At 68.6% G+C, this 18,307-nt stretch carries 14 protein-coding genes; 8 read left to right on the plus strand and 6 right to left on the minus strand.

The window, feature by feature from the left end; all coding sequences use genetic code 11:
• Nucleotides 1-6 precede the first annotated feature (6 nt).
• Nucleotides 7-729, plus strand: coding sequence for an NYN domain-containing protein (locus AC0KTM_RS23515; RefSeq protein WP_472416831.1), 723 nt, complete (start codon nucleotides 7-9; stop codon nucleotides 727-729).
• 58 nt (nucleotides 730-787) lie between these two features.
• The gene (gene mmpL3, locus AC0KTM_RS23520) at nucleotides 788-3,643 is read left to right on the plus strand and encodes a trehalose monomycolate exporter MmpL3 (protein ID WP_238957105.1); all 2,856 of its coding nucleotides are present in this window, start codon (nucleotides 788-790) and stop codon (nucleotides 3,641-3,643) included.
• A gap of 32 nt (nucleotides 3,644-3,675) precedes the next feature.
• Here the strand turns inward: mmpL3 and AC0KTM_RS23525 are convergent, their stop codons facing one another.
• Entirely contained in the window at nucleotides 3,676-4,812 is a 1,137-nt protein-coding gene (locus AC0KTM_RS23525) for an AI-2E family transporter (protein WP_472416833.1), read from the minus strand.
• Nucleotides 4,813-4,969: 157 nt separating this feature from the next.
• On the opposite strand from AC0KTM_RS23525, the gene AC0KTM_RS23530 reads away from it, so the two are divergent.
• A complete protein-coding gene (locus AC0KTM_RS23530; protein WP_472416834.1) occupies nucleotides 4,970-6,148 on the plus strand; it encodes a lysylphosphatidylglycerol synthase transmembrane domain-containing protein in 1,179 nt (392 codons plus the stop codon).
• Here the strand turns inward: AC0KTM_RS23530 and AC0KTM_RS23535 are convergent.
• Nucleotides 6,145-6,693 carry a hemophore gene (locus tag AC0KTM_RS23535; protein ID WP_225330402.1) on the minus strand — a complete coding sequence of 183 codons (549 nt, stop codon included), beginning with the start codon at nucleotides 6,691-6,693 and terminating at the stop codon, nucleotides 6,145-6,147. The two genes, AC0KTM_RS23530 and AC0KTM_RS23535, sit on opposite strands and share 4 nt — an antisense overlap.
• A 341-nt stretch (nucleotides 6,694-7,034) precedes the next feature.
• Between AC0KTM_RS23535 and AC0KTM_RS23540 the strand changes: the two genes are divergently transcribed.
• Both AC0KTM_RS23540 and AC0KTM_RS23545 read left to right on the plus strand, forming a co-directional pair.
• On the plus strand, nucleotides 7,035-10,100 hold the full coding sequence (locus AC0KTM_RS23540) for an MMPL family transporter (protein ID WP_225330401.1): 3,066 nt from the start codon (nucleotides 7,035-7,037) through the stop codon (nucleotides 10,098-10,100).
• Complete coding sequence (locus AC0KTM_RS23545) at nucleotides 10,097-10,645, plus strand: helix-turn-helix domain-containing protein (protein ID WP_225330400.1); 549 nt, start codon at nucleotides 10,097-10,099, stop codon at nucleotides 10,643-10,645. The genes AC0KTM_RS23540 and AC0KTM_RS23545 overlap by 4 nt, the downstream gene beginning before the upstream one ends.
• 1 nt (nucleotide 10,646) lies before the next feature.
• Here the strand turns inward: AC0KTM_RS23545 and AC0KTM_RS23550 are convergent, their stop codons facing one another.
• Nucleotides 10,647-11,330 (minus strand): hypothetical protein, encoded by a 684-nt coding sequence (locus tag AC0KTM_RS23550; protein WP_225330399.1) that lies wholly within the window; start codon nucleotides 11,328-11,330, stop codon nucleotides 10,647-10,649.
• The gene (locus AC0KTM_RS23555; protein WP_238957109.1) at nucleotides 11,327-11,965 is read right to left on the minus strand and encodes a hypothetical protein; all 639 of its coding nucleotides are present in this window, start codon (nucleotides 11,963-11,965) and stop codon (nucleotides 11,327-11,329) included. The genes AC0KTM_RS23550 and AC0KTM_RS23555 overlap by 4 nt, the downstream gene beginning before the upstream one ends.
• A 41-nt stretch (nucleotides 11,966-12,006) precedes the next feature.
• On the opposite strand from AC0KTM_RS23555, the gene AC0KTM_RS23560 reads away from it, so the two are divergent.
• The 3 genes from AC0KTM_RS23560 (at nucleotide 12,007) to AC0KTM_RS23570 (ending at nucleotide 15,321) form a co-directional block, all read left to right on the plus strand.
• The gene (locus AC0KTM_RS23560) at nucleotides 12,007-13,992 is read left to right on the plus strand and encodes a M13 family metallopeptidase (RefSeq protein WP_238957110.1); all 1,986 of its coding nucleotides are present in this window, start codon (nucleotides 12,007-12,009) and stop codon (nucleotides 13,990-13,992) included.
• Between the two features lie 146 nt (nucleotides 13,993-14,138).
• Nucleotides 14,139-14,930, plus strand: coding sequence for a DUF433 domain-containing protein (locus AC0KTM_RS23565; protein WP_238957111.1), 792 nt, complete (start codon nucleotides 14,139-14,141; stop codon nucleotides 14,928-14,930).
• On the plus strand, nucleotides 14,887-15,321 hold the full coding sequence (locus AC0KTM_RS23570; protein WP_425326364.1) for a PIN-like domain-containing protein: 435 nt from the start codon (nucleotides 14,887-14,889) through the stop codon (nucleotides 15,319-15,321). Before AC0KTM_RS23565 ends, AC0KTM_RS23570 begins: the two co-directional genes overlap by 44 nt.
• Here AC0KTM_RS23570 and AC0KTM_RS23575 read toward each other — a convergent pair.
• Both AC0KTM_RS23575 and AC0KTM_RS23580 read right to left on the minus strand, forming a co-directional pair.
• Nucleotides 15,316-17,580: a molybdopterin-dependent oxidoreductase gene (locus AC0KTM_RS23575; protein WP_238957112.1), complete on the minus strand. Its 2,265-nt coding sequence runs from the start codon at nucleotides 17,578-17,580 to the stop codon at nucleotides 15,316-15,318. The two genes, AC0KTM_RS23570 and AC0KTM_RS23575, sit on opposite strands and share 6 nt — an antisense overlap.
• 27 nt (nucleotides 17,581-17,607) lie before the next feature.
• The gene (locus AC0KTM_RS23580) at nucleotides 17,608-18,180 is read right to left on the minus strand and encodes a TetR/AcrR family transcriptional regulator (RefSeq protein ID WP_238957113.1); all 573 of its coding nucleotides are present in this window, start codon (nucleotides 18,178-18,180) and stop codon (nucleotides 17,608-17,610) included.
• Nucleotides 18,181-18,307 lie beyond the last annotated feature (127 nt).

The raw sequence follows: 18,307 nt of genomic DNA on the forward strand, positions 1-18,307 counted from the left end.
TGAGCTATGAGCCTGACTGAAACCTCCACCGCCGGAGCAGATCCCGTCGCGCCGCCGGCGGTGCTGTCCGCCGATGACGTGGGGACCCTGGGCGGCTTTTCGCCTTCGGGCGGGCGCGTCTTGCTGGTCTGGGACGCCCCCAACCTCGACATGGGCCTGGGCTCGATCCTGGGTCGGCGCCCGACGGCGTTGGAACGCCCGCGGTTCGACGCCCTGGGACGCTGGCTGCTGGCGCGGACGGCCGAGGTCAGCGCCGAACGCCCGGGCGTGGTCGTCGAACCCGAGGCCACCGTGTTCACCAACATCGCGCCGGGCAGCGCCGACGTCGTCCGGCCCTGGGTGGACGCCCTTCGTAACGTGGGGTTCGCGGTGTTCGCCAAGCCGAAGATCGACGAGGACAGCGACGTCGACCGCGACATGCTGGCCCACATCGAACTGCGGCGCAGCGAGGGGCTGGCGGCCGTGGTGGTGGCTTCGGCCGACGGCCAAGCGTTTCGCGAACCGCTCGAGGAGATCGCCCGAACCGGCATCAGCGTCCAAGTGATCGGATTTCGCGAACATGCGAGTTGGGCGCTAGCGTCGGATACCTTGGACTTCGTTGACCTGGAGGACATCGCCGGCGTCTTCCGGGAACCATTGCCGCGGATCGGCCTAGATTCGCTGCCTGACCAGGGTGCGTGGCTGCAGCCGTTCCGGCCGCTGTCAGCGCTGTTGACCGCGCGTGTGTGACACTGAAAAACCAGTGCGCGGGTCGCTGCAGACTAAGTCGATCCAGTAAGGAGCTTGCGTGTTCGCCTGGTGGGGTCGAACTGTGTACCGATATCGGTACATCGTGATCGGGGTCACGGTAGCTCTGTGTCTGCTCGGCGGCGTTTTCGGAATCAGCCTGGGCAAGCATGTTACACAGAGCGGCTTCTACGACGACGGCAGTCAATCCGTCAAGGCGTCGGTGCTGGGCGACCAGACCTACGGCCGGGACCGCACCAGCCACGTGGTGGCCACGTTCACCGCCCCCAGCGGGAAGACGGTCGACGACCAGGCGTGGCGGGACAAGATCGTCGCCGGCCTCAACAAGTTCAAGACCGACCATCCCGACCAGGTCGTCGGCTGGGCCGGCTGGCTGGCGGCACCCGAGAGCACCAACCCGGTCATCAAGGGGATGGTGAGCGAGGACAAGAAGCACACCTTCGTGTCCATCCCGCTCAAGGGCGACGACGACGACACCATCCTCAACAATTACAAGGACATCGCGCCGGATCTGCAGAAGCTCGACGGCGGCACGGTGCAGCTGGCCGGCCTCGAGCCGATCGCCAACGCCTTGACCGGCACCATCGCCACCGACCAGCGCCGCATGGAGGTGCTGGCGCTGCCGTTGGTGACGGTCGTGCTGTTCCTGGTGTTCGGGGGCGCGGTCGCCGCCGGCCTGCCGGCCATCGTCGGCGGGCTGAGCATCGCGGGCTCGTTGGGCATCCTGCGCCTCGTCGCCGTGTTCGGGCCGGTGCACTTCTTCGCCCAGCCGGTGGTCTCGCTGATCGGCCTGGGTATCGCCATCGACTACGGGCTGTTCGTGGTGAGCAGGTTCCGGGAGGAGATAGCCGAGGGCTACGACACCGAGGCCGCGGTGCGGCGCACGGTGATGACGGCCGGTCGCACCGTGACGTTCTCGGCGGTGCTGATCATCGCGTCGAGCGCCAGCCTGCTGGTGCTGCCGCAGGGCTTCGTGCATTCGCTGACCTACGCGATCTTCGCCGCGGTGGGGCTCGCGGCGCTGCTGTCGATCACGTTCCTGCCCGCGTGCCTGGGCATCCTCGGCCGCCACGTCGACGCGCTGGGGGTGCGGACCGCGTTCCGGGTGCCGTTCCTGCGCAACTGGAAGTATTCGCGCGCCTACCTGAACTGGCTGGCCGACCGGCTGCAGAAGACGAAGACCCGCGAAGAGGTCGAGGCCGGCTTCTGGGGCAAGCTGGTGAACTGGGTGATGAAGCGGCCGTTGGCGTTCGCCATCCCGATCGCGGTCGGCATGATCTTGTTGGTCATCCCGCTGAGCAACCTGTCGTTCGGCGGCATGAGCGAGAAGTACCTGCCGCCGGACAACCCCGTGCGCCAGGCGCAGGAGCATTTCGACAAGCTCTTCCCGGGGTACCGGACCGAGCAGCTGACGGTGGTGATCCAGAGCGACAACCACAGCAAGGTCACCGATCAGCAGGTCGCCGACATCCGCAACAGGATCTCCTCGATCGGCGGGTTCACCGACAAGACGTGGGAGGAACGGGCCTGCCCGACCATCGCCGGCAATCCCTGCGTGGCCGGCCCGAACGGGACGACGGTGCCCAAGGACGGCTCGGTGCGGGTGATCCAGAACGGCCTGGCCAACCGCAATGACGCCGCCAAGAAGATCACCGAACTGCGCTCGGTGAACCCCCCGAAGGGGCTGAACCTGTACGTCGGCGGCACCCCGGCGCTGGAACAGGACAGCATCCACAGCCTGGCCGAGAACGGGCCGTTGATGCTGGTGTTGCTGCTCAGCGCCACGCTGCTGCTGATGTTCCTGGCGTTCGGATCGGTGGTGTTGCCGATCAAGGCGGTGCTGATGAGCGCGCTCACCCTGGGATCCACCCTGGGGATCCTGACGTGGATCTTCGTCGACGGGCACCTGTCGGGCGTGCTGAACTTCACGCCGACTCCGCTGATGGTGGTGCTGATCGCGCTGGTCGTCGCCGTCGGTTTCGGTCTGGCCACCGACTACGAGGTGTTCCTGGTGTCGCGCATGGTCGAGGCCCGCGAACGGGGCATGTCGACCGCCGAGGCCATCCGGATCGGCACCGCGACCACCGGGCGGCTGATCACGGCCGCCGCGCTGGTGCTGGCCGTGGTCGCCGGCTCGTTCGTGTTCTCCGACCTGGTGTTGATGAAGTATCTGGCCTTCGGTCTGATGGCGGCGCTGCTGCTGGACGCGACCGTCGTCCGGATGTTCCTGGTGCCGTCGGTGATGAAGTTGCTCGGCGACGACTGCTGGTGGGCGCCGCGCTGGGCCCGGCGCCTGCAGAACAAGATCGGGCTGGGCGAGATCGATCTGCCCGACGAGCGCAAGCGGCCGACGCTCAACGGTCGGCCCGCGCGGCCGCCGGTGGCGGCCAGCCTGGTCGCCGCGACGCCGCGCCCGCCGCACGACCCCACCCACCCCGCCCCGCTGGAGCCGTCGCGACCGGCGCGTCCCGCGGCGGCCGGTCCGCCGGAGCCCAGGCCCGCCCAGGACCCGTCCTCGCGGGCGGACGACAGCGTGGACACCACCCGCATCCCGGCCCGGCCCGGCCAGCCGACCGAGGCCAAGACCACCCGCTTCTCCGCGCAGGGCGCCCCCGCCCGAGAGCGGCCGGCCGACCCGCGCCCCGCGACCAAGCCCGCACCGCAGGGCCCGCAGGCGCCGCAGCGCCCCCCGTCGTCGGCGGCGCCGCCGTCCGGCGATCAGACCCGGGCCATCCCCGTGCCCGGCCACCATTCCGACGACCCCGACGGCACCGCCGCCGGCGAGGCCGCGAACCCCCGCGGCCAGGGCGAGAACGGCGACCCCGCGCGGCAGCGGCGCCGCTCCGGCGGCGGGCTGTCCGCCGCGGATCTGCTGCGCCGCGAGGGACGGTTATAGGAAAGCCCCCCGACATATCCTGACGGTCGGTATCAGCCGGGTTTGTCCGGTTCGGCCTGCAGGATGGCGTTCTTCTCGTCCGCCTCCTCGGTCTGCTTTTCGGCTTCCGCCTCGGGGTTGGGCGCCAGCAACACCTGGAACGCGTTGTTGAGGAACGCGACCGTCGGGACGGCCAGCAGGGCGCCGACGATCCCGGCGAGGACGCCGCCGGTGGAGATGGCCAGCACCACGGCGAGCGGGTGAATCGAGACCGCGCGGCCCATCACCAGCGGCTGCAGCAGGTGGGCCTCCATCTGGTTGACCGCGATCAGCACCCCCAGCGTGATGAGCGCGTACACAATGCCCTTGGCCAACAGGGCGACCACCACGGCCAGCAGGCCCGAAACCAGCGCACCGATCAGCGGGATGAAGGCGCCCAGGAACACCAGCGAGGCCAGCGGCAGCGCGAGCGGGATCCCCATGATCGCCAAGCCCGTGCCCACCCCGGCCGCGTCGGTCAGGGCCACCAGAAAGGTGGCCCGCACGTACCCGATCAGCGACCCGTACCCGGCGTTGCCGGCCTCGTGCACCCGGTCGCGGACGTCGGACGGGATGATCTGCACCACGTAGCGCCAGATGTTGCGCCCGCCGTAGAGAAAGAAGATCAGCGTGAACAGCACCAGCACCGCCGCCGTGACCAGCTCCGTGACGGTGGCCGCGGTGGACAGCGCGCCGCTGGTCAGCTTGGCCTGATTCTTGTGCAGCGCCTCGATGGCGGCGTTGCCCGCGCTGTCGATCTGTTCGCTGCGCAAATGCGCCGGCCCGTTGATCAGCCATCGGCGGGTCGACTCGATGCTCTGCGTCACCTGTTCGGTCAGGCCGGGCAGGCCGTCGATGAACTGCAGGATGACGAACGCCAGGATGCCGCCCAGGATCGCGAAGCCGCCCAGCAGCACCAGCGCCACCGCGCCGCCGCGGGGCAGGCCCCGCCGATCCAGCCAGTCGACCACCGGCACCAGCAACGCGCTCAGCAGCAGCGCCACCAGCACCGGGACGACGATGATTTCGAGCTTCTTGACCACCCACAACAGGGCGACCGCGGCGGCCAGGATGACGAGCAAACGCCACGCCCAGGCTGCGGTCTTGCGTACTAGGGGTTCAACCGACGCATCGTCGACGTTTGCTGACATTTGGCCAGCCTATCGGTCGCGGCGCCGACCCGAACCCGTTCGGAAGGTCCCGCCCGTCGGCCGCAACCGTCGGAGCCGGCACGATCCGGTTACGACGGCGACACAGTCGGCGGCGCGCAGCGATCGCCGCGCCACCTGCACCGTTACCCTAAATCACGTGCCGTACGACGCACCCGCCCGCAATCTCGACTTCCCGCGCGAACAAACCCCGCGCGGGAAGTACTGGTGGGTGCGCTGGGTCATCCTCGGGATGGTTGCCATCGTGCTTGCCGTCGAGGTTTCCCTGGGCTGGGATCAGCTGGCCAAAGCCTGGATGAGCCTGTACGAGGCGAACTGGTGGTGGTTGCTCGCCTCCGTTGTCGCGGCGGCCGCGTCGATGCACAGCTTTGCTCAGATCCAGCGCACCCTGCTCAAGTCGGCCGGCGTGCACGTCAAGCAGCTGCGCTCGGAGGCCGCGTTCTATGCCGCCAACTCGCTGAGCACCACGCTGCCCGGCGGGCCCGTGCTGTCGGCGACGTTCCTGTTCCGGCAGCAGCGGCTCTGGGGCGCCTCGACCGTGGTGGCGTCGTGGCAGCTGGTGATGTCGGGCGTGCTGCAGGCGGTGGGATTGGCGTTGCTCGGGTTGGGCGGCGCCTTCCTGCTGGGCGCGAAGAACAACCCGTTCTCGTTGCTGTTCACGCTCGGCGGTTTCGTCGCCCTGCTGCTGCTGGCGCAGGCCGTCGCGTCGCGGCCGGAGCTGATCGAAGGCATCGGCAGCCGGGTCCTGGCCTGGGTCAACTCGGTGCGCGGCAAGCCGGCCGACACCGGCCTGGACAAGTGGCGCGAGACGCTGATGCAGCTCGAATCGGTGAGCCTGGGCCGGCGCGACCTGGGCGTGGCGTTCGGGTGGTCGATGTTCAACTGGGTGGCCGACGTCGCCTGCCTCGGCTTCGCCGCCTACGCCGCCGGGGACCACGCGTCGGTGGCCGGGCTGACCGTCGCCTACGCCGCGGCCCGCGCGGTCGGCACCATCCCGTTGATGCCCGGCGGGCTGCTGGTCGTCGAGGCGGTGCTGGTTCCGGGGCTGGTCTCGAGTGGGATGTCGCTGTCGAGCGCGATCTCGGCCATGCTGATCTACCGGCTGATCAGCTGGCTACTCATCGCCGCGGTCGGCTGGGTGGTGTTCTTCTTCGTGTTCCGCACCGAGAACGTCGCCGACTCCGACGACGACCCGATCACGGGTCCGCTGCCGATCGTGCAGCAGCCGAGCGCCGCTTCCGCCGACCCGACCCAGGCCGCCCTGCAGGGGCCGCTGCCGCCGGATCGGAGTCCGGAAACCGAGGGGCGGGACAGCTAGCCGACGGTGTTGCCGCGCGGCGGGCCCGAGAGCGGGTTGGTGGCACCGGGAGACGCGGGCTGCGGCGCGGCGGGCGGGGCGCCCGTTCCGCCCAGCGGCGAAGCGCCCGCGGGGTTACCGGGCAGCGCGGGGAGCGCACCGGCCGCGCCCTGCGCCTGCTGCATCATGCCCATCATCTGGGGGATCGAGATCGGCAGCTTGCACTGCAGCGACAGGTTGGTCAACGGCTGCGCGATCGACGTCATGTCGCCGGCGACCTTGGGGTTGGCGTCGAAGTAGGACTTCAGCCCGTTCAACGACTGCGGCCCCGCCTGCTGCTGCAGCATCGAGGTCATCGTCTGGTTGGTCTCCGGGTGCGAATCCAGGTAGTCACCCACCGACTTGGACACCGAGCCGATGGTGCGGGCGACCTCGCTGGCCGCGCACGGGTCGTTGGCGCCGGTCGCCGGCGGCCCGGCGAGCACCGCGACGGCGGCGCCGGGCACGGTGGCGGCGATCAGCCCCGCGAGGATTCTGCGACGCCGTCCAGCGCTGCCTGTCGTCATGGATAACTCCTTATTGTTTGCGCGGCCCCGCCAAGATCGGCGCCGCGCAAACGGCTGCAAGAGACGGCCCCACTGATCCCTGGGCACCCCGTAATCCCCCGGGGCCCCGCCAGGCCAATCGACATCCTGCCATCGCGATATCAGCGCTGCCAGCCGAGAACCGCTCGTGTGACCGAAGTCCCGCTTGATCACCAGTTCACAACGACTTCGCAGCGTCTCCGCAACGACGCTGTCATCGCAGCTCAGGAACTAGATAAGCCCACATATAGCACAGCATGCTGCGGTATCCTCGCCTGCACGCGTCACGCGAGAACCGGGGAGCGAGAAAAATCCAGCAGTTAATGATGCGCCTCAGCCGCAGCCTGCGTAAGTACCGCTGGTTGGTCTTCACAGGCTGGTTGCTGGCATTGGTTCCGGCGGTCTACCTGGCGCTGACGCAATCCGGCAACCTCACCGGCGGCGGTTTCGACGTGGCCGGTTCCCAGTCGCTGGCGGTCCACGACCAGCTCGAGGAGCTCTACCACGACCAGGGCGGATCGTCGCTGGCGCTGGTGGCCGCGCCCCGCGCCGACGCCAGCTACCAGGACATGAGCGAGGCGGTCACACAGCTGCGTCGACTCGCCGCCGAGGTCCCGGGAACCGCGGAGATCCCCAATCCCACCCAGCGGCCGCCGCAACCCGACCGGCCGTACGTGCTGTCGGTGCGGCTGGATTCCCGCAACACCAGCGATGTCGCCAAAAAGCTCCGCACGAAGGTCGGCATCAAGGGCGACCAGCCCGGCCAGACCGCCAACGGCCGGGTGCGGCTGTACGTCATCGGGCAGGGCGCGCTGAGCGCGGCCGCGGCCGCCAACACCAAGCACGACATCGCCGCCGCGGAACGGTGGAACCTCCCGGTCATCCTGATCGTGCTGCTCGCCGTGTTCGGGTCGCTGGCCGCCGCCGCGATCCCGCTGGCGCTGGGCGTGTGCACGGTCGTGGTGACGATGGGCCTCGTTTACCTGCTGTCCGCGTACACCACCATGTCGGTGTTCGTGACCTCGACGGTGTCGATGTTCGGGATCGCGCTGGCCGTGGACTATTCGCTGTTTATCTTGATGCGCTTCCGGGAGGAACTGCGGACCGGGCGCCAGCCCCGCGAGGCCGTCGACGCCGCGATGGCCACCTCGGGCCTGGCCGTGGTGTTGTCCGGGGCGACCGTCATCGCGTCCCTCACCGGGATCTACGTCATCAACACCCCGGCGCTGAAATCGATGGCCACCGGCGCGATCCTGGCCGTCGCGGTCGCGATGTTGACGTCGACCACCCTGACGCCGGCGGCGCTGGCGACGTTCGGCCGGGCGGCCGCCAAGCGGTCGGGCTTCCTGCACTGGTCGCGCCGGCCCGAGAGCACCCAGTCGCGGTTCTGGAACCGGTGGATCGGATGGGTGATGCGCCGGCCGTGGATGTCCGCGCTGGCGGCGTCGCTGGTGCTGCTCGTGATGGCCGCGCCCGCGGCGTCAATGGTGTTGGGCAACAGCCTGTTACGCCAATTCGACTCGTCCCACGAGATCCGCGCCGGGGTCGGCGCGGCCGCCCAGGCGCTCGGTCCGGGCGCGCTGGGCCCGATCCGGGTGCTGATCGAGTTTCCCGACGGCGGGGCGGCCTCGCCCGAACACAGCCACACCATCGGCGCCGTCCGCCAGCGGATGACGCAGGCACCCAACATCGTCTCGGTGTCGCCGCCCCAATACGCCGAGGACAACGGCAGCGCGCTGCTGTCCGCGGTGTTGTCGGTGGACCCCGAGGACATGCGGGCCCGCGAAACCGTGGGGTGGCTGCGCGCGCAGCTCCCCACGGTCCCCGAGGTGGGGACGGCGCGCGTGGACGTCGGCGGCCCGACCGCGCTGATCAAAGACTTCGACGACCAGGTGTCGGCGACCGAACCGCTGGTGCTGGGCTTCGTCGCGCTGATCGCGTTCGTGATGCTGCTGGTGTCCATCCACTCGGTGTTCTTGGCGCTCAAGGGCGTCCTGATGACGTTGCTGTCGGTGGCGGCCGCCTACGGCAGCCTGGTGATGGTCTTCCAGTGGGGGTGGCTGAAGGATCTCGGCTTCGCCCAGATCAGTTCGATCGACAGCACCGTTCCCCCGCTGGTGCTGGCGATGACCTTCGGGTTGTCGATGGACTACGAGATCTTCCTCCTCACCCGCATCCGCGAACGGTTCCTGCATTCGGGTAACACCCGCGACGCGGTGGCCTACGGCGTGAGCACCAGCGCCCGCACCATCACCAGCGCGGCGCTGATCATGATCGCGGTGTTCGTCGGGTTCGCGTTCGCCGGCATGCCGCTGGTGGCCGAGATCGGGGTGGCCTGCGCGGTGGCGATCGCCGTGGACGCCACCGTGGTGCGCCTGGTCATGGTTCCGGCGTTGATGGCGATGTTCGCCCAGTGGAACTGGTGGCTGCCGCCGTGGCTGTCCCGCGTGCTTCCGTCGGTCGACTTCGACCGACCGCTGCCGGAGGTCGACCTCGGCGACGTCGTGGTCATCCCCGACGACATCTCGGCGCTGGTGGCGCCCAACGCGGACCTGAAGATGGTGCTCAAGTCCGCCGCCAAGCTCAAGCACCTGGCGCCCGACGCCATCTGCGTGACCGATCCGCTGGCCTTCAGCGGCTGCGGGCGCGCCGCCGGTCAGCCCTCGTCGGGCCCCGACGAGGAGCGGACCCGCGGCCTGGGGCCCGGGCAGATCCCCCACCAGGTCGCGCTGGGCGAGGAGAAGGTCGCCGTCGGGGTGGCCGCGGGCGAGAAGAAGACCGGCACCAACGGGCATGCCAACGGGTCTTCGGGAGCCAAGAAGCTGGTCGGGGGGCTGGCCTCACGCAATGGGCGCAATGGGATCGCCAAAGCCATCTCCGGGTCGGACCGGCCCGTTCATCCGGTGACGCTGTGGCGGGGCCGGCTGTCGGTCGCGATCGACGCGCTCGAGACGGACCCGGACGCCGCGTCGGCGGGGGCCGCCGACCGACCGAGATACGCGCGGCGCAGCCCGGTGGAGACCACCAACGTGCAACTGCCCACCGGCGACCGGTTGCTGGTCCCGACCGGGGCCGAGACCCTGCGGCTCAAGGGCTACCTCATCATGTGCCGTAACAGTCGCCGCGATTATGCCGACTTTGCAGACATGGTGGATTCGTTGGAACCCGAGACCGCCGCGGTGGTGCTGGCCGGAATGGACAGGTATTACTGTTGTGAATCGTCCAGGCGGCAATGGATCGCCACCCAGTTGGTCCGTCGACTCGCCGATCCCGATCCGTGCGACTACCCGGATGACCAGGGGTCGGAAGCCGACGCGAACGCGGACTGGGAGGGGATCAGGGAGCGCTGCCTGTCCGTGGCGGTCGCGATGCTGGAGGAGGCGAGGTGACGTTGGCACCCGACCGACGCACCCCACCGCCGCCCCGCCGGCCGGCCCCGCAACAGCGCAACCGCGGTAATGGGCCGTCCGAGGCGCCGTCCGGATCCCTTCCGGACCTCGACCAGCCGGTGGAGTTCTGGCCGACCTCCGCCATCCGTTCCGCGCTGCAGGGCGGTGACATCGCCACCTGGAAGCGCATCGCCGGCGCGTTGAAGCGTGACCCGTACGGGCGCACCGCCCGCCAGGTCGAGGAGGTCGTCGACGGCACCCGCCCCTACGGCATCGCCAAGGCGCTGTGGGAGGTGCTCGAGCGCGCCCGCGCCCACCTGGACGCCAACGAGCGCGCCGAGGTGGCGCGCCACGTGCGGCTGCTGGTCGACCGCTCGGGGCTCGCGCAGCGGGAATTCGCCTCCCGCATCGGCGTCAGCGCCGAGGAACTGGGCGGCTATCTCGACGGCAGCACCAGCCCGACGGCCGCGCTGATGATCCGGATCCGCCGATTGTCGGATCGGTTCGTCAAGGTGAAGTCCGGCCGCTCGGCCGAATCCAACTGAGCTACCGGATCGGCAGCACGTCGGCGACCAGCCAGTCGCTGCCGCGCTTGGTCAGCGTCACCCGCAGGGCCGGCGCCGCCTGACTGGGCGGCTGGCCCGGAACATTCTGGGTCACCCGCAGGACCACCGCCACGCTGGCGGCCGACGGCCCGAGGGCCTCGACGCCCGCCGAGACCGTGGCGGCTTGGGCGGTGACGTTGTGCCGGCCCAGCTCGGCGCTGGACTTGGTGTACTGCTCCTTGAACGCGGCGGCGTGCTCGGGGACGACCATGGCCGTGGCCCGGTCGATGGAACCGGTCGGCGCCGTCGGGCTGTACGACGCCATGGCCTCGGCCATGTCGGTGGCGATCCGCACGACCTTGCGGGAGTCGTCGGTGAAGTCGCGGTCCGCCTTCGTCCAGTGCGTGTAGCCGGTCGCGACGGCCGCCGCCAGGGCGGCCGTGCACAGCAGGACCACCGCCAACCGCAGCCCCGGTGCGTCGTCGTCGGTGCCGAGGCTGACCGAATCGCGGCGCAGCAGCCAGAAATTGATCAGCACCCCCTCGACGATCAGCAGGGCCAGCACCGAGCAGGCCGAGACCCACCACAGCGGCCAGCCGAGCACCACCCCGATGGCCAGCAACGCGGCGATCGCGGCCAGCGGGGCCAGGATGTCGAATGCGAAGAGTCGCCAGATGTTTCTCATCGGATCGAACTCAGTCCGGAGATCATCAGCTTGCCGTCCACGTCGGAGACCTGCAGCCGCAGGTTCCAGTGCACGGTCTGCGGCTTGGCGCCGACGTTTTCGCTGACCGACGTGGCCACCAGCATCACCGAGTCGCTACGGCTCGCGAACGGCGGCAACTTGGTCGTGACTGATTCCGATCCCGGGGGCCTGCCGGCGCCGGGCTGAGCGTCCAGTTCATGGTGCACGGTTTCGATCGCCACCGCCTCGATCCGCCCGGCGCTCTTGGACTGCAGCTTCTCTACCACGGCCCGGTAGGGCTGCACGGCGGCGTCGAAGTAGGTGTTGAGTTCCCCGACCGTGCCGTCGTGCAGCCGCTGCAGGCTGGCGTCGACGTTGCCGCTGTTCATGTTGATCAGCACGTTCGTCCACCCGGCGGCGGTCTGCATGACGCGGCTCAGATAGCCGCGTTCGGCGACCTGGTCGCGGTGGCCCGACCAGATGAGGACGCCGAGCACGACCGCGGCCACCGACAGCACGCCGAGAACCGTTGACGCGACGCCGTAGTGGGAGAAGACCGCCGCGCCACCGGATTCGGCGTCGACGTCAACGGAATCTTCTTCGGCAGGTGGCTCGGTGCGCTCGCCCTCGGACATGGCCCGATCGTTGCACCCGGCAAAGATGGAAGGATGGCGGGGTGACGAATACGGCGCTCCGCTCGGGCATCGACCTGAGCTACGTAGACGACAGCATCCGCCCCCAAGACGACCTGTTCGGTCACGTCAACGGCCGCTGGCTGGCCGAATACGAGATCCCGGCGGACCGGGCCACCGACGGTGCCTTCCGGCAGCTGTACGACCGCGCCGAGGAACAGGTGCGGGACCTGATCGTCGAGGCCAGCGAGCAGCGTTCGGCCGGCGACGCCGACGCGCAGCGCATCGGCGACCTGTATGCGAGCTTCCTCGACGAGGAGACCGTCGAGCGCCGCGGCGTGCGGCCGCTGCTCGACGAGCTGGCGGTGATCGGCGACGCCGCCGACGCCGACGCGCTGGCCGCCGCCCTCGGCGCCCTGCAGCGCACCGGGGTGGGCGGCGGTGTCGCGCTCTATGTGGACACCGACGCCAAGAACTCGGCCCGTTACCTGGTGCACTTCACCCAGTCCGGGCTCGGGTTGCCCGACGAGTCCTACTACCGCGAGGAGCAGCACGCCGAGCTGCTCGAGGCCTACCCCGGGCACATCGCGCGGATGTTCGGCCTGGTGTTCGGCGGGGACCCGGAAGGCCACATCCGGACCGCCGAGCGCATCGTCGCGTTGGAGACCCGGCTGGCCGAGGCGCACTGGGATGTGGTCAAGCGCCGCGATGCCGACCTCACCTACAACCTGCGCACGTTCGCGGAGTTGCGCGAGGAGTCGGTCGGCTTCGACTGGGACACGTGGGCCGCCGCGCTCGGCGCCAAGGTCGAGTCGCTCGCGGAAATCGTTGTGCGCCAACCCGATTACGTTCGGTCGTTCGCCGAGTTGTGGCGCAACGAAGACATCGAGGTGTGGAGGAGCTGGGCCCGGTGGCGGGTGATCCGCGCCCGGGCTCCCTGGCTGACCGACGAGCTGGTGGCGGCGGACTTCGACTTCTACGGCCGCCGGCTGACCGGCACCGAGCAGATCCGGGACCGGTGGAAGCGGGCGGTCTCGCTGGTCGAGAGCCTGATGGGCGATGCCGTCGGAAAGCTTTACGTGCAGCGGCATTTCCCGCCCGGCGCGAAGGCCCGCATCGACGAGCTGGTGGCCAACTTGCAGGCGGCCTACCGGATCAGCATCAACGACCTGGAGTGGATGACGCCGCAGACCCGGGAGCGGGCGCTGGCCAAGCTGGACAAGTTCACCGCCAAGGTCGGCTACCCGGCGAAGTGGCGGGACTACTCCACCCTGGTGATCGACCGCAGCGACCTCTACGGCAACTATCAGCGCGGGTACGCCGTCAACCACGACCGCGAGCTGGCCAAGCTCGGCGGGCCGGTGGACAAGGACGAGTGGTTCATGACCCCGCAGACGGTCAACGCGTACTACAACCCCGGCATGAACGAAATCGTCTTCCCGGCAGCCATTTTGCAGCCACCGTTCTTCGACGCCGAGGCCGACGACGCCGCCAACTACGGCGGCATCGGCGCGGTGATCGGGCACGAGATCGGCCACGGGTTCGACGACCAGGGCGCCAAGTACGACGGCGACGGAAACCTGATCGACTGGTGGACCGACGCCGACCGCACCGAATTCGGCTCCCGCACAAAGGCCCTCATCGAGCAGTACGACACGTACACCCCGCGCGAGTTGGCGAGCGGCCACCACGTGAACGGCGCGTTCACTGTCGGAGAGAACATCGGAGACCTGGGCGGGCTGTCGATCGCGCTGCTGGCCTACCAGTTGTCGCTGAACGGCCGGCCCGCTCCCGTGATCGACGGCCTGACCGGTGTGCAGCGCGTGTTCTACGGCTGGGCGCAGGTGTGGCGCACCAAATCCCGTGACGCCGAAGCGATCCGGCGCCTGGCGGTGGATCCGCACTCGCCGCCGGAATTCCGCTGCAACGGCGTGCTGCGCAACATGGACGCCTTCTACGACGCCTTCGACGGCGCCGATAACGGCTCGCTGTTCTTGGAGCCGGAACGCCGGGTCAAGATCTGGAACTGAGGCCCACCCGGGCGGCGCCAGCTGTCGTGACAAGGCCTCCGAAGAAGGACTAGAGGGACCGCGGGTAAGCAACGGAGAAGTTGCAGCTGAAAACCGATTGACTTGCGACGAGTAAATCGTCAGTACCTTCTGCGACAATCACCATTATGACGGCCAACGAATTCGCACCAGAGTTCCGCCGCGCAATCATGAACCTAACCGACGCGGCACGTTATCTGGCTATAAGCCAGCAGACCTTCCACCGTTGGGCCAGGGGATACCCCAGAGGGGAGCCTCTGCTTCATCTCGCCGATCGCCCCAGCGACTCAGACGCGTTTTCTGACGTCCGCGGAGGCAAAGTCGTCGGCACCGTAAAGCCCAGGCATCCTGTAGGCGGCTCCGCCAAAAGTGACAGCAATCGTGCCGGACTCACTGGCCGTCGAGTCGCGTCCGTCAGCTTCATAACGCTGACCGAGGCGTATGTCCTTGAGGCCCTCCGTACTGCTGGCGTCCAAGTTCGGAAGATTCGTCCAGCCCTGAGTGTGCTTCAGCGTGAGTTCGGCACTGAATACGCCCTCACGGCTCCAAACCTCGCCACCGATGGAATAGACGTTCTATGGGACTTTTCGAAAACGCCAGGCGGACGAGGGCTCATCGAAGCCCGCACGGGTCAAACGGTGATCAGGGCGATCGTCGAGGACTACCTCACTTACATATCGCGCGAAGACAACGGGCAACCCACGCGGCTCAGACTGCAGAGCTGCGAACCCTCCAAGGTGATCGTTGATCCTCAGTACGGGTTCGGTCAACCCCGATTTGGAGCGTCAGGCGCTCGCATGATCGATGTAGCTGCGATGCTTAAGGCTGGAGAAACCGCCGAGACTGTCGCTGACGAGTTCGGAATTTCAGTCCATGATGTTGGAACCGCCGCCCGCATCCTCTTGGGCCGCGCCGCCTGAGTTCTACATCGACGAAGGGCTGGCGGGGAAGAGCCTCCGCCGGTTCTTTGAAGATCTGGGCTATGTCGTACATACGCCGTGGAGCGTGTTCGGATCACGACATGAGGCCCAAGGGACGCCAGATGCGATCTGGTTGGCGCGATGTGGCGAAGAGCGTTGGGCCGCCATTGCTAAGGACACGAAGATTCTCGAACGGCCAGACGAGCTTGACGCGCTCCTGAAGGCGAGGGTGCACATCTTCTATTACCCCGGCAACGCTACGCGAGCAGAGCTGCTTTCGATCGCTGCAGCAACACTGGCTGACGTGTGCGCTATGGCATCTCTGGTTGGTGGGGGCGCGTGGCGGGTACGTGGCGGAGCTAGACCACATCTTCAACGAATCGACCTATAGGTTTTGGTGGGCTAATCTCTCTCGATCAGCGGCCTCGATGCGGGCGGGCACGTGCTTGTGCCACGGCGTTCCCGCGTAGGGATCGCGCCACCCGGACGAGGTGAGCGCGTTCGGGGCCACGCCGGGAACGACGGTGTGACCGTCGTCGTCGATGTAGTCGAGCCCAAAGCCGTTGGGCAGGGCGGCATGTCCGGCGAGCATGGTCTCGGTGATCTCGACGGTGGCCTCGGCGGTGCCGGCCGCGGTGCTGATGCGGGCCCGGCATCCGTCGACCAGCCCCAGGGCCTGGGCGTCTTCGACGCTCACCCGCAGCGCGCCGTCGGCGTCGCGTTTGCGCCAGGACGGGTCCCGGAAGATGTCGTTGGCGGTGTAGGCGCGCCGCTCCCCCACCGACAGCACGATCGGGAAATCCGGGGTGGTCAGCTCGGCCGGGGTGCGGGCCAGCGCCCTCAATTCGTCGAGCAGCGGCGGGATTTCCAGCGCGATCTTGTGGTCGGAGTGGCTGATCAACGCGAAGTCGTCCTCGTAGTTGTGGGCGGTGAACGTCACCCCCGACGGGTTGTCCAGGATCGCGTCGAACAGCGCGTTGCCGTCGGCGTGACCGGCGCGCCGCACCGCGTCGGGATAGTTCATCGCGGTCTTCTGGGCCAGGCCCCAGAGCGCGGCCGCGCCGCGCAGACCCTCCGGCAGCGTGGGTCCGAGCGTCTCGTAGAGCACATACGGAAGCAGCTGGGCCACAGTCGGATTGGTGGCCACCGCGATGAGGAAGGCCTCGGCATATGCCCGCCGACCCCGCTGAGCGGCGTCGCGCAGCGGCCGCAGGTCCGCGTCGTCGACCACGCCGAGCGCCCGCACCAGCCGGGCCCAGATCTCGGGCTCGGGCAGCGTTCCCGGCAACGGCGCCAGCAGCGGACGGCGCAGTTGGAACGTGTTGTGCGGAAACTCCAGGTTGAAGAAGGTGGCTTCCGGTTTCTCGAATTGGGACGCGGCCGGCAGCACGTAATGGGCGAGCCTGGCGGTCTCGGTCATCGCGACGTCGATGACCACCATCAGTTCCAGCGCCTCGAAGGCCTCGCGGCAGGCGGTCGAATCGGCCAGCGAGTGAGCGGGATTGCTGCTCTCCACGATCATGGCCCGGAAGCGGTCCGGGTGGTCGGTCAGGATTTCCTCGGGAATCACGTTGCTGGGCACCAACCCGGAGATGATGGGGGCGCCGGTGACCGGTGTGCGGCCGGAGAACTGGCCGAACAGCGGCGCGAACGACGAATGCAGGTGCTGGCCGCCCCGTTTCGCGAAGTTACCGGTGAGCACCCACAGCAGCTTGTTCAGGTAGGAGCACAGCGTGCTGTTGGGCGCCTGCTGCACGCCGAGATCTTCGAAGACCGACACGCTCGCGGCGGCGCCGATGCGCCGGGCCGCCGCGCGCAGCAGTTCCTCGTCGACCCCGCAATGTTGCGCGTAGTCGGCCACCGCAACCTCGCGCAACGCGTCGCGGACGGTGTCGGCCCCGTGCACGTGCTCGGCGAGAAACGTCTCGTCGCACAGGTTTTCCTGGACGAGGACGGCCGCCAGCGCCGCCAGGCACCACGCGTCGGTGCCGGGTCGCACCCGCAGATGGAAGTCGGACATCTTGGCGGTGTCGGTGACGACGGGGTCGATGACGATCATCGACCGGGCCGGATCCTTGGCGATCTCGTTCAGCACCACCCGGGCGCGCGGAAAGCTCTGCGACATCCACGGGTTCTTGCCGACGAACACCGCCACCTCGGCGTGCTCGAACTCGCCCCGGGTGTGGCCGCCGTACAACTGCCCGTCGACCCAGGCCTCGCCGGTCTTCTCCTGCGCCAACGCATTCGAACGGTAGCGGGAGCCCAGCGCTTTCAGGAAGGTGCCGCTGTACGCCCCACCCAGATGGTTGCCCTGCCCGCCGCCGCCGTAGTAGAAGATCTTGTCCCCGCCGTAGGCATCGCGAATGTGCTTGAACCCCTCGGCGATCTCCACGATCGCGGTGTCCCAGTCGATTTCCTCGTAGCTGCCGTCGGCGCGGCGGCGCAGCGGAGAGGTCAGCCGGGTGCGGCTGTTCTGATAGTGGTCCAGCCGCAACGCCTTGTTGCAGGTGTAGCCCTGCGACGCCGGGTGCGCCTTGTCCCCGCGGATGCGGGCCAGCCGGCGATCGTCGACCTGAACGACGATGCCGCAGTTGCATTCACACAGGATGCAGGCGCTGGATTGCCATTCACCGGTCTCGTTTGTGGTCACTGCGGGACATCCTCTCCGGTCACCTGATTACGACGACGTGGCCGACAGCAGCTCGCGCACCTGGCGGCGGACGACGTCCAGGGGCATCAGGTCGCGGCGCACCCGTGCCAGCACGATCGCGCCCTCGAGCGCGGTGGTGGCCAGGACCGCCAATTCGCCTGCGCGCTCCCGGGTTATCCCGTCGGCGATGAAGCGCTGCGCGATCAGGTCGGTCCAGCGGTCGAACACCGCCGCCGCGCGCTCGACCACCGGCGCCATGCGCTCGGCGTCCGCCGGCTCGCCCGCCTCCACGGACACGGCCACGATGGGGCAGCCGGCGCGGAAGTCGCTGTCGAGCAGCTGGCGGCGGTACTTGTCGATCAGGGTGTCGATCAGCTCGGGGCCGCTCTCGGCCTCGGCGATGATCGCGGCGACGTGGTCGCCGGCGTAGTCCACCGCCTCGCAGAGCAGTTGCGTGCGGCCGCCCGGGAAGTAGTGATAGGCCGATCCGCGCGGCGCCCCGCTGTGCTCGAGGACGTCGGAGATGGCGGTGGCGTGCGCGCCGCGCTCCCTGATCAGCAGCGCGGCCGACGTCACCATCCGTTCGCGTGGTCCGCGCATCGCCGCTCCTCAGGCCGCGTTATATATGATGCTATACATAATCGCCGGCCCCGCGGAAGACCCCGCGGCGAGGTGAGGGCGAGAAGACGCAGAATCGCCCGATTTCACGTGGAAATGGGCGATTCTG

The organism is Mycobacterium sp. NTMscope_Eco_3, from assembly GCF_976985685.1.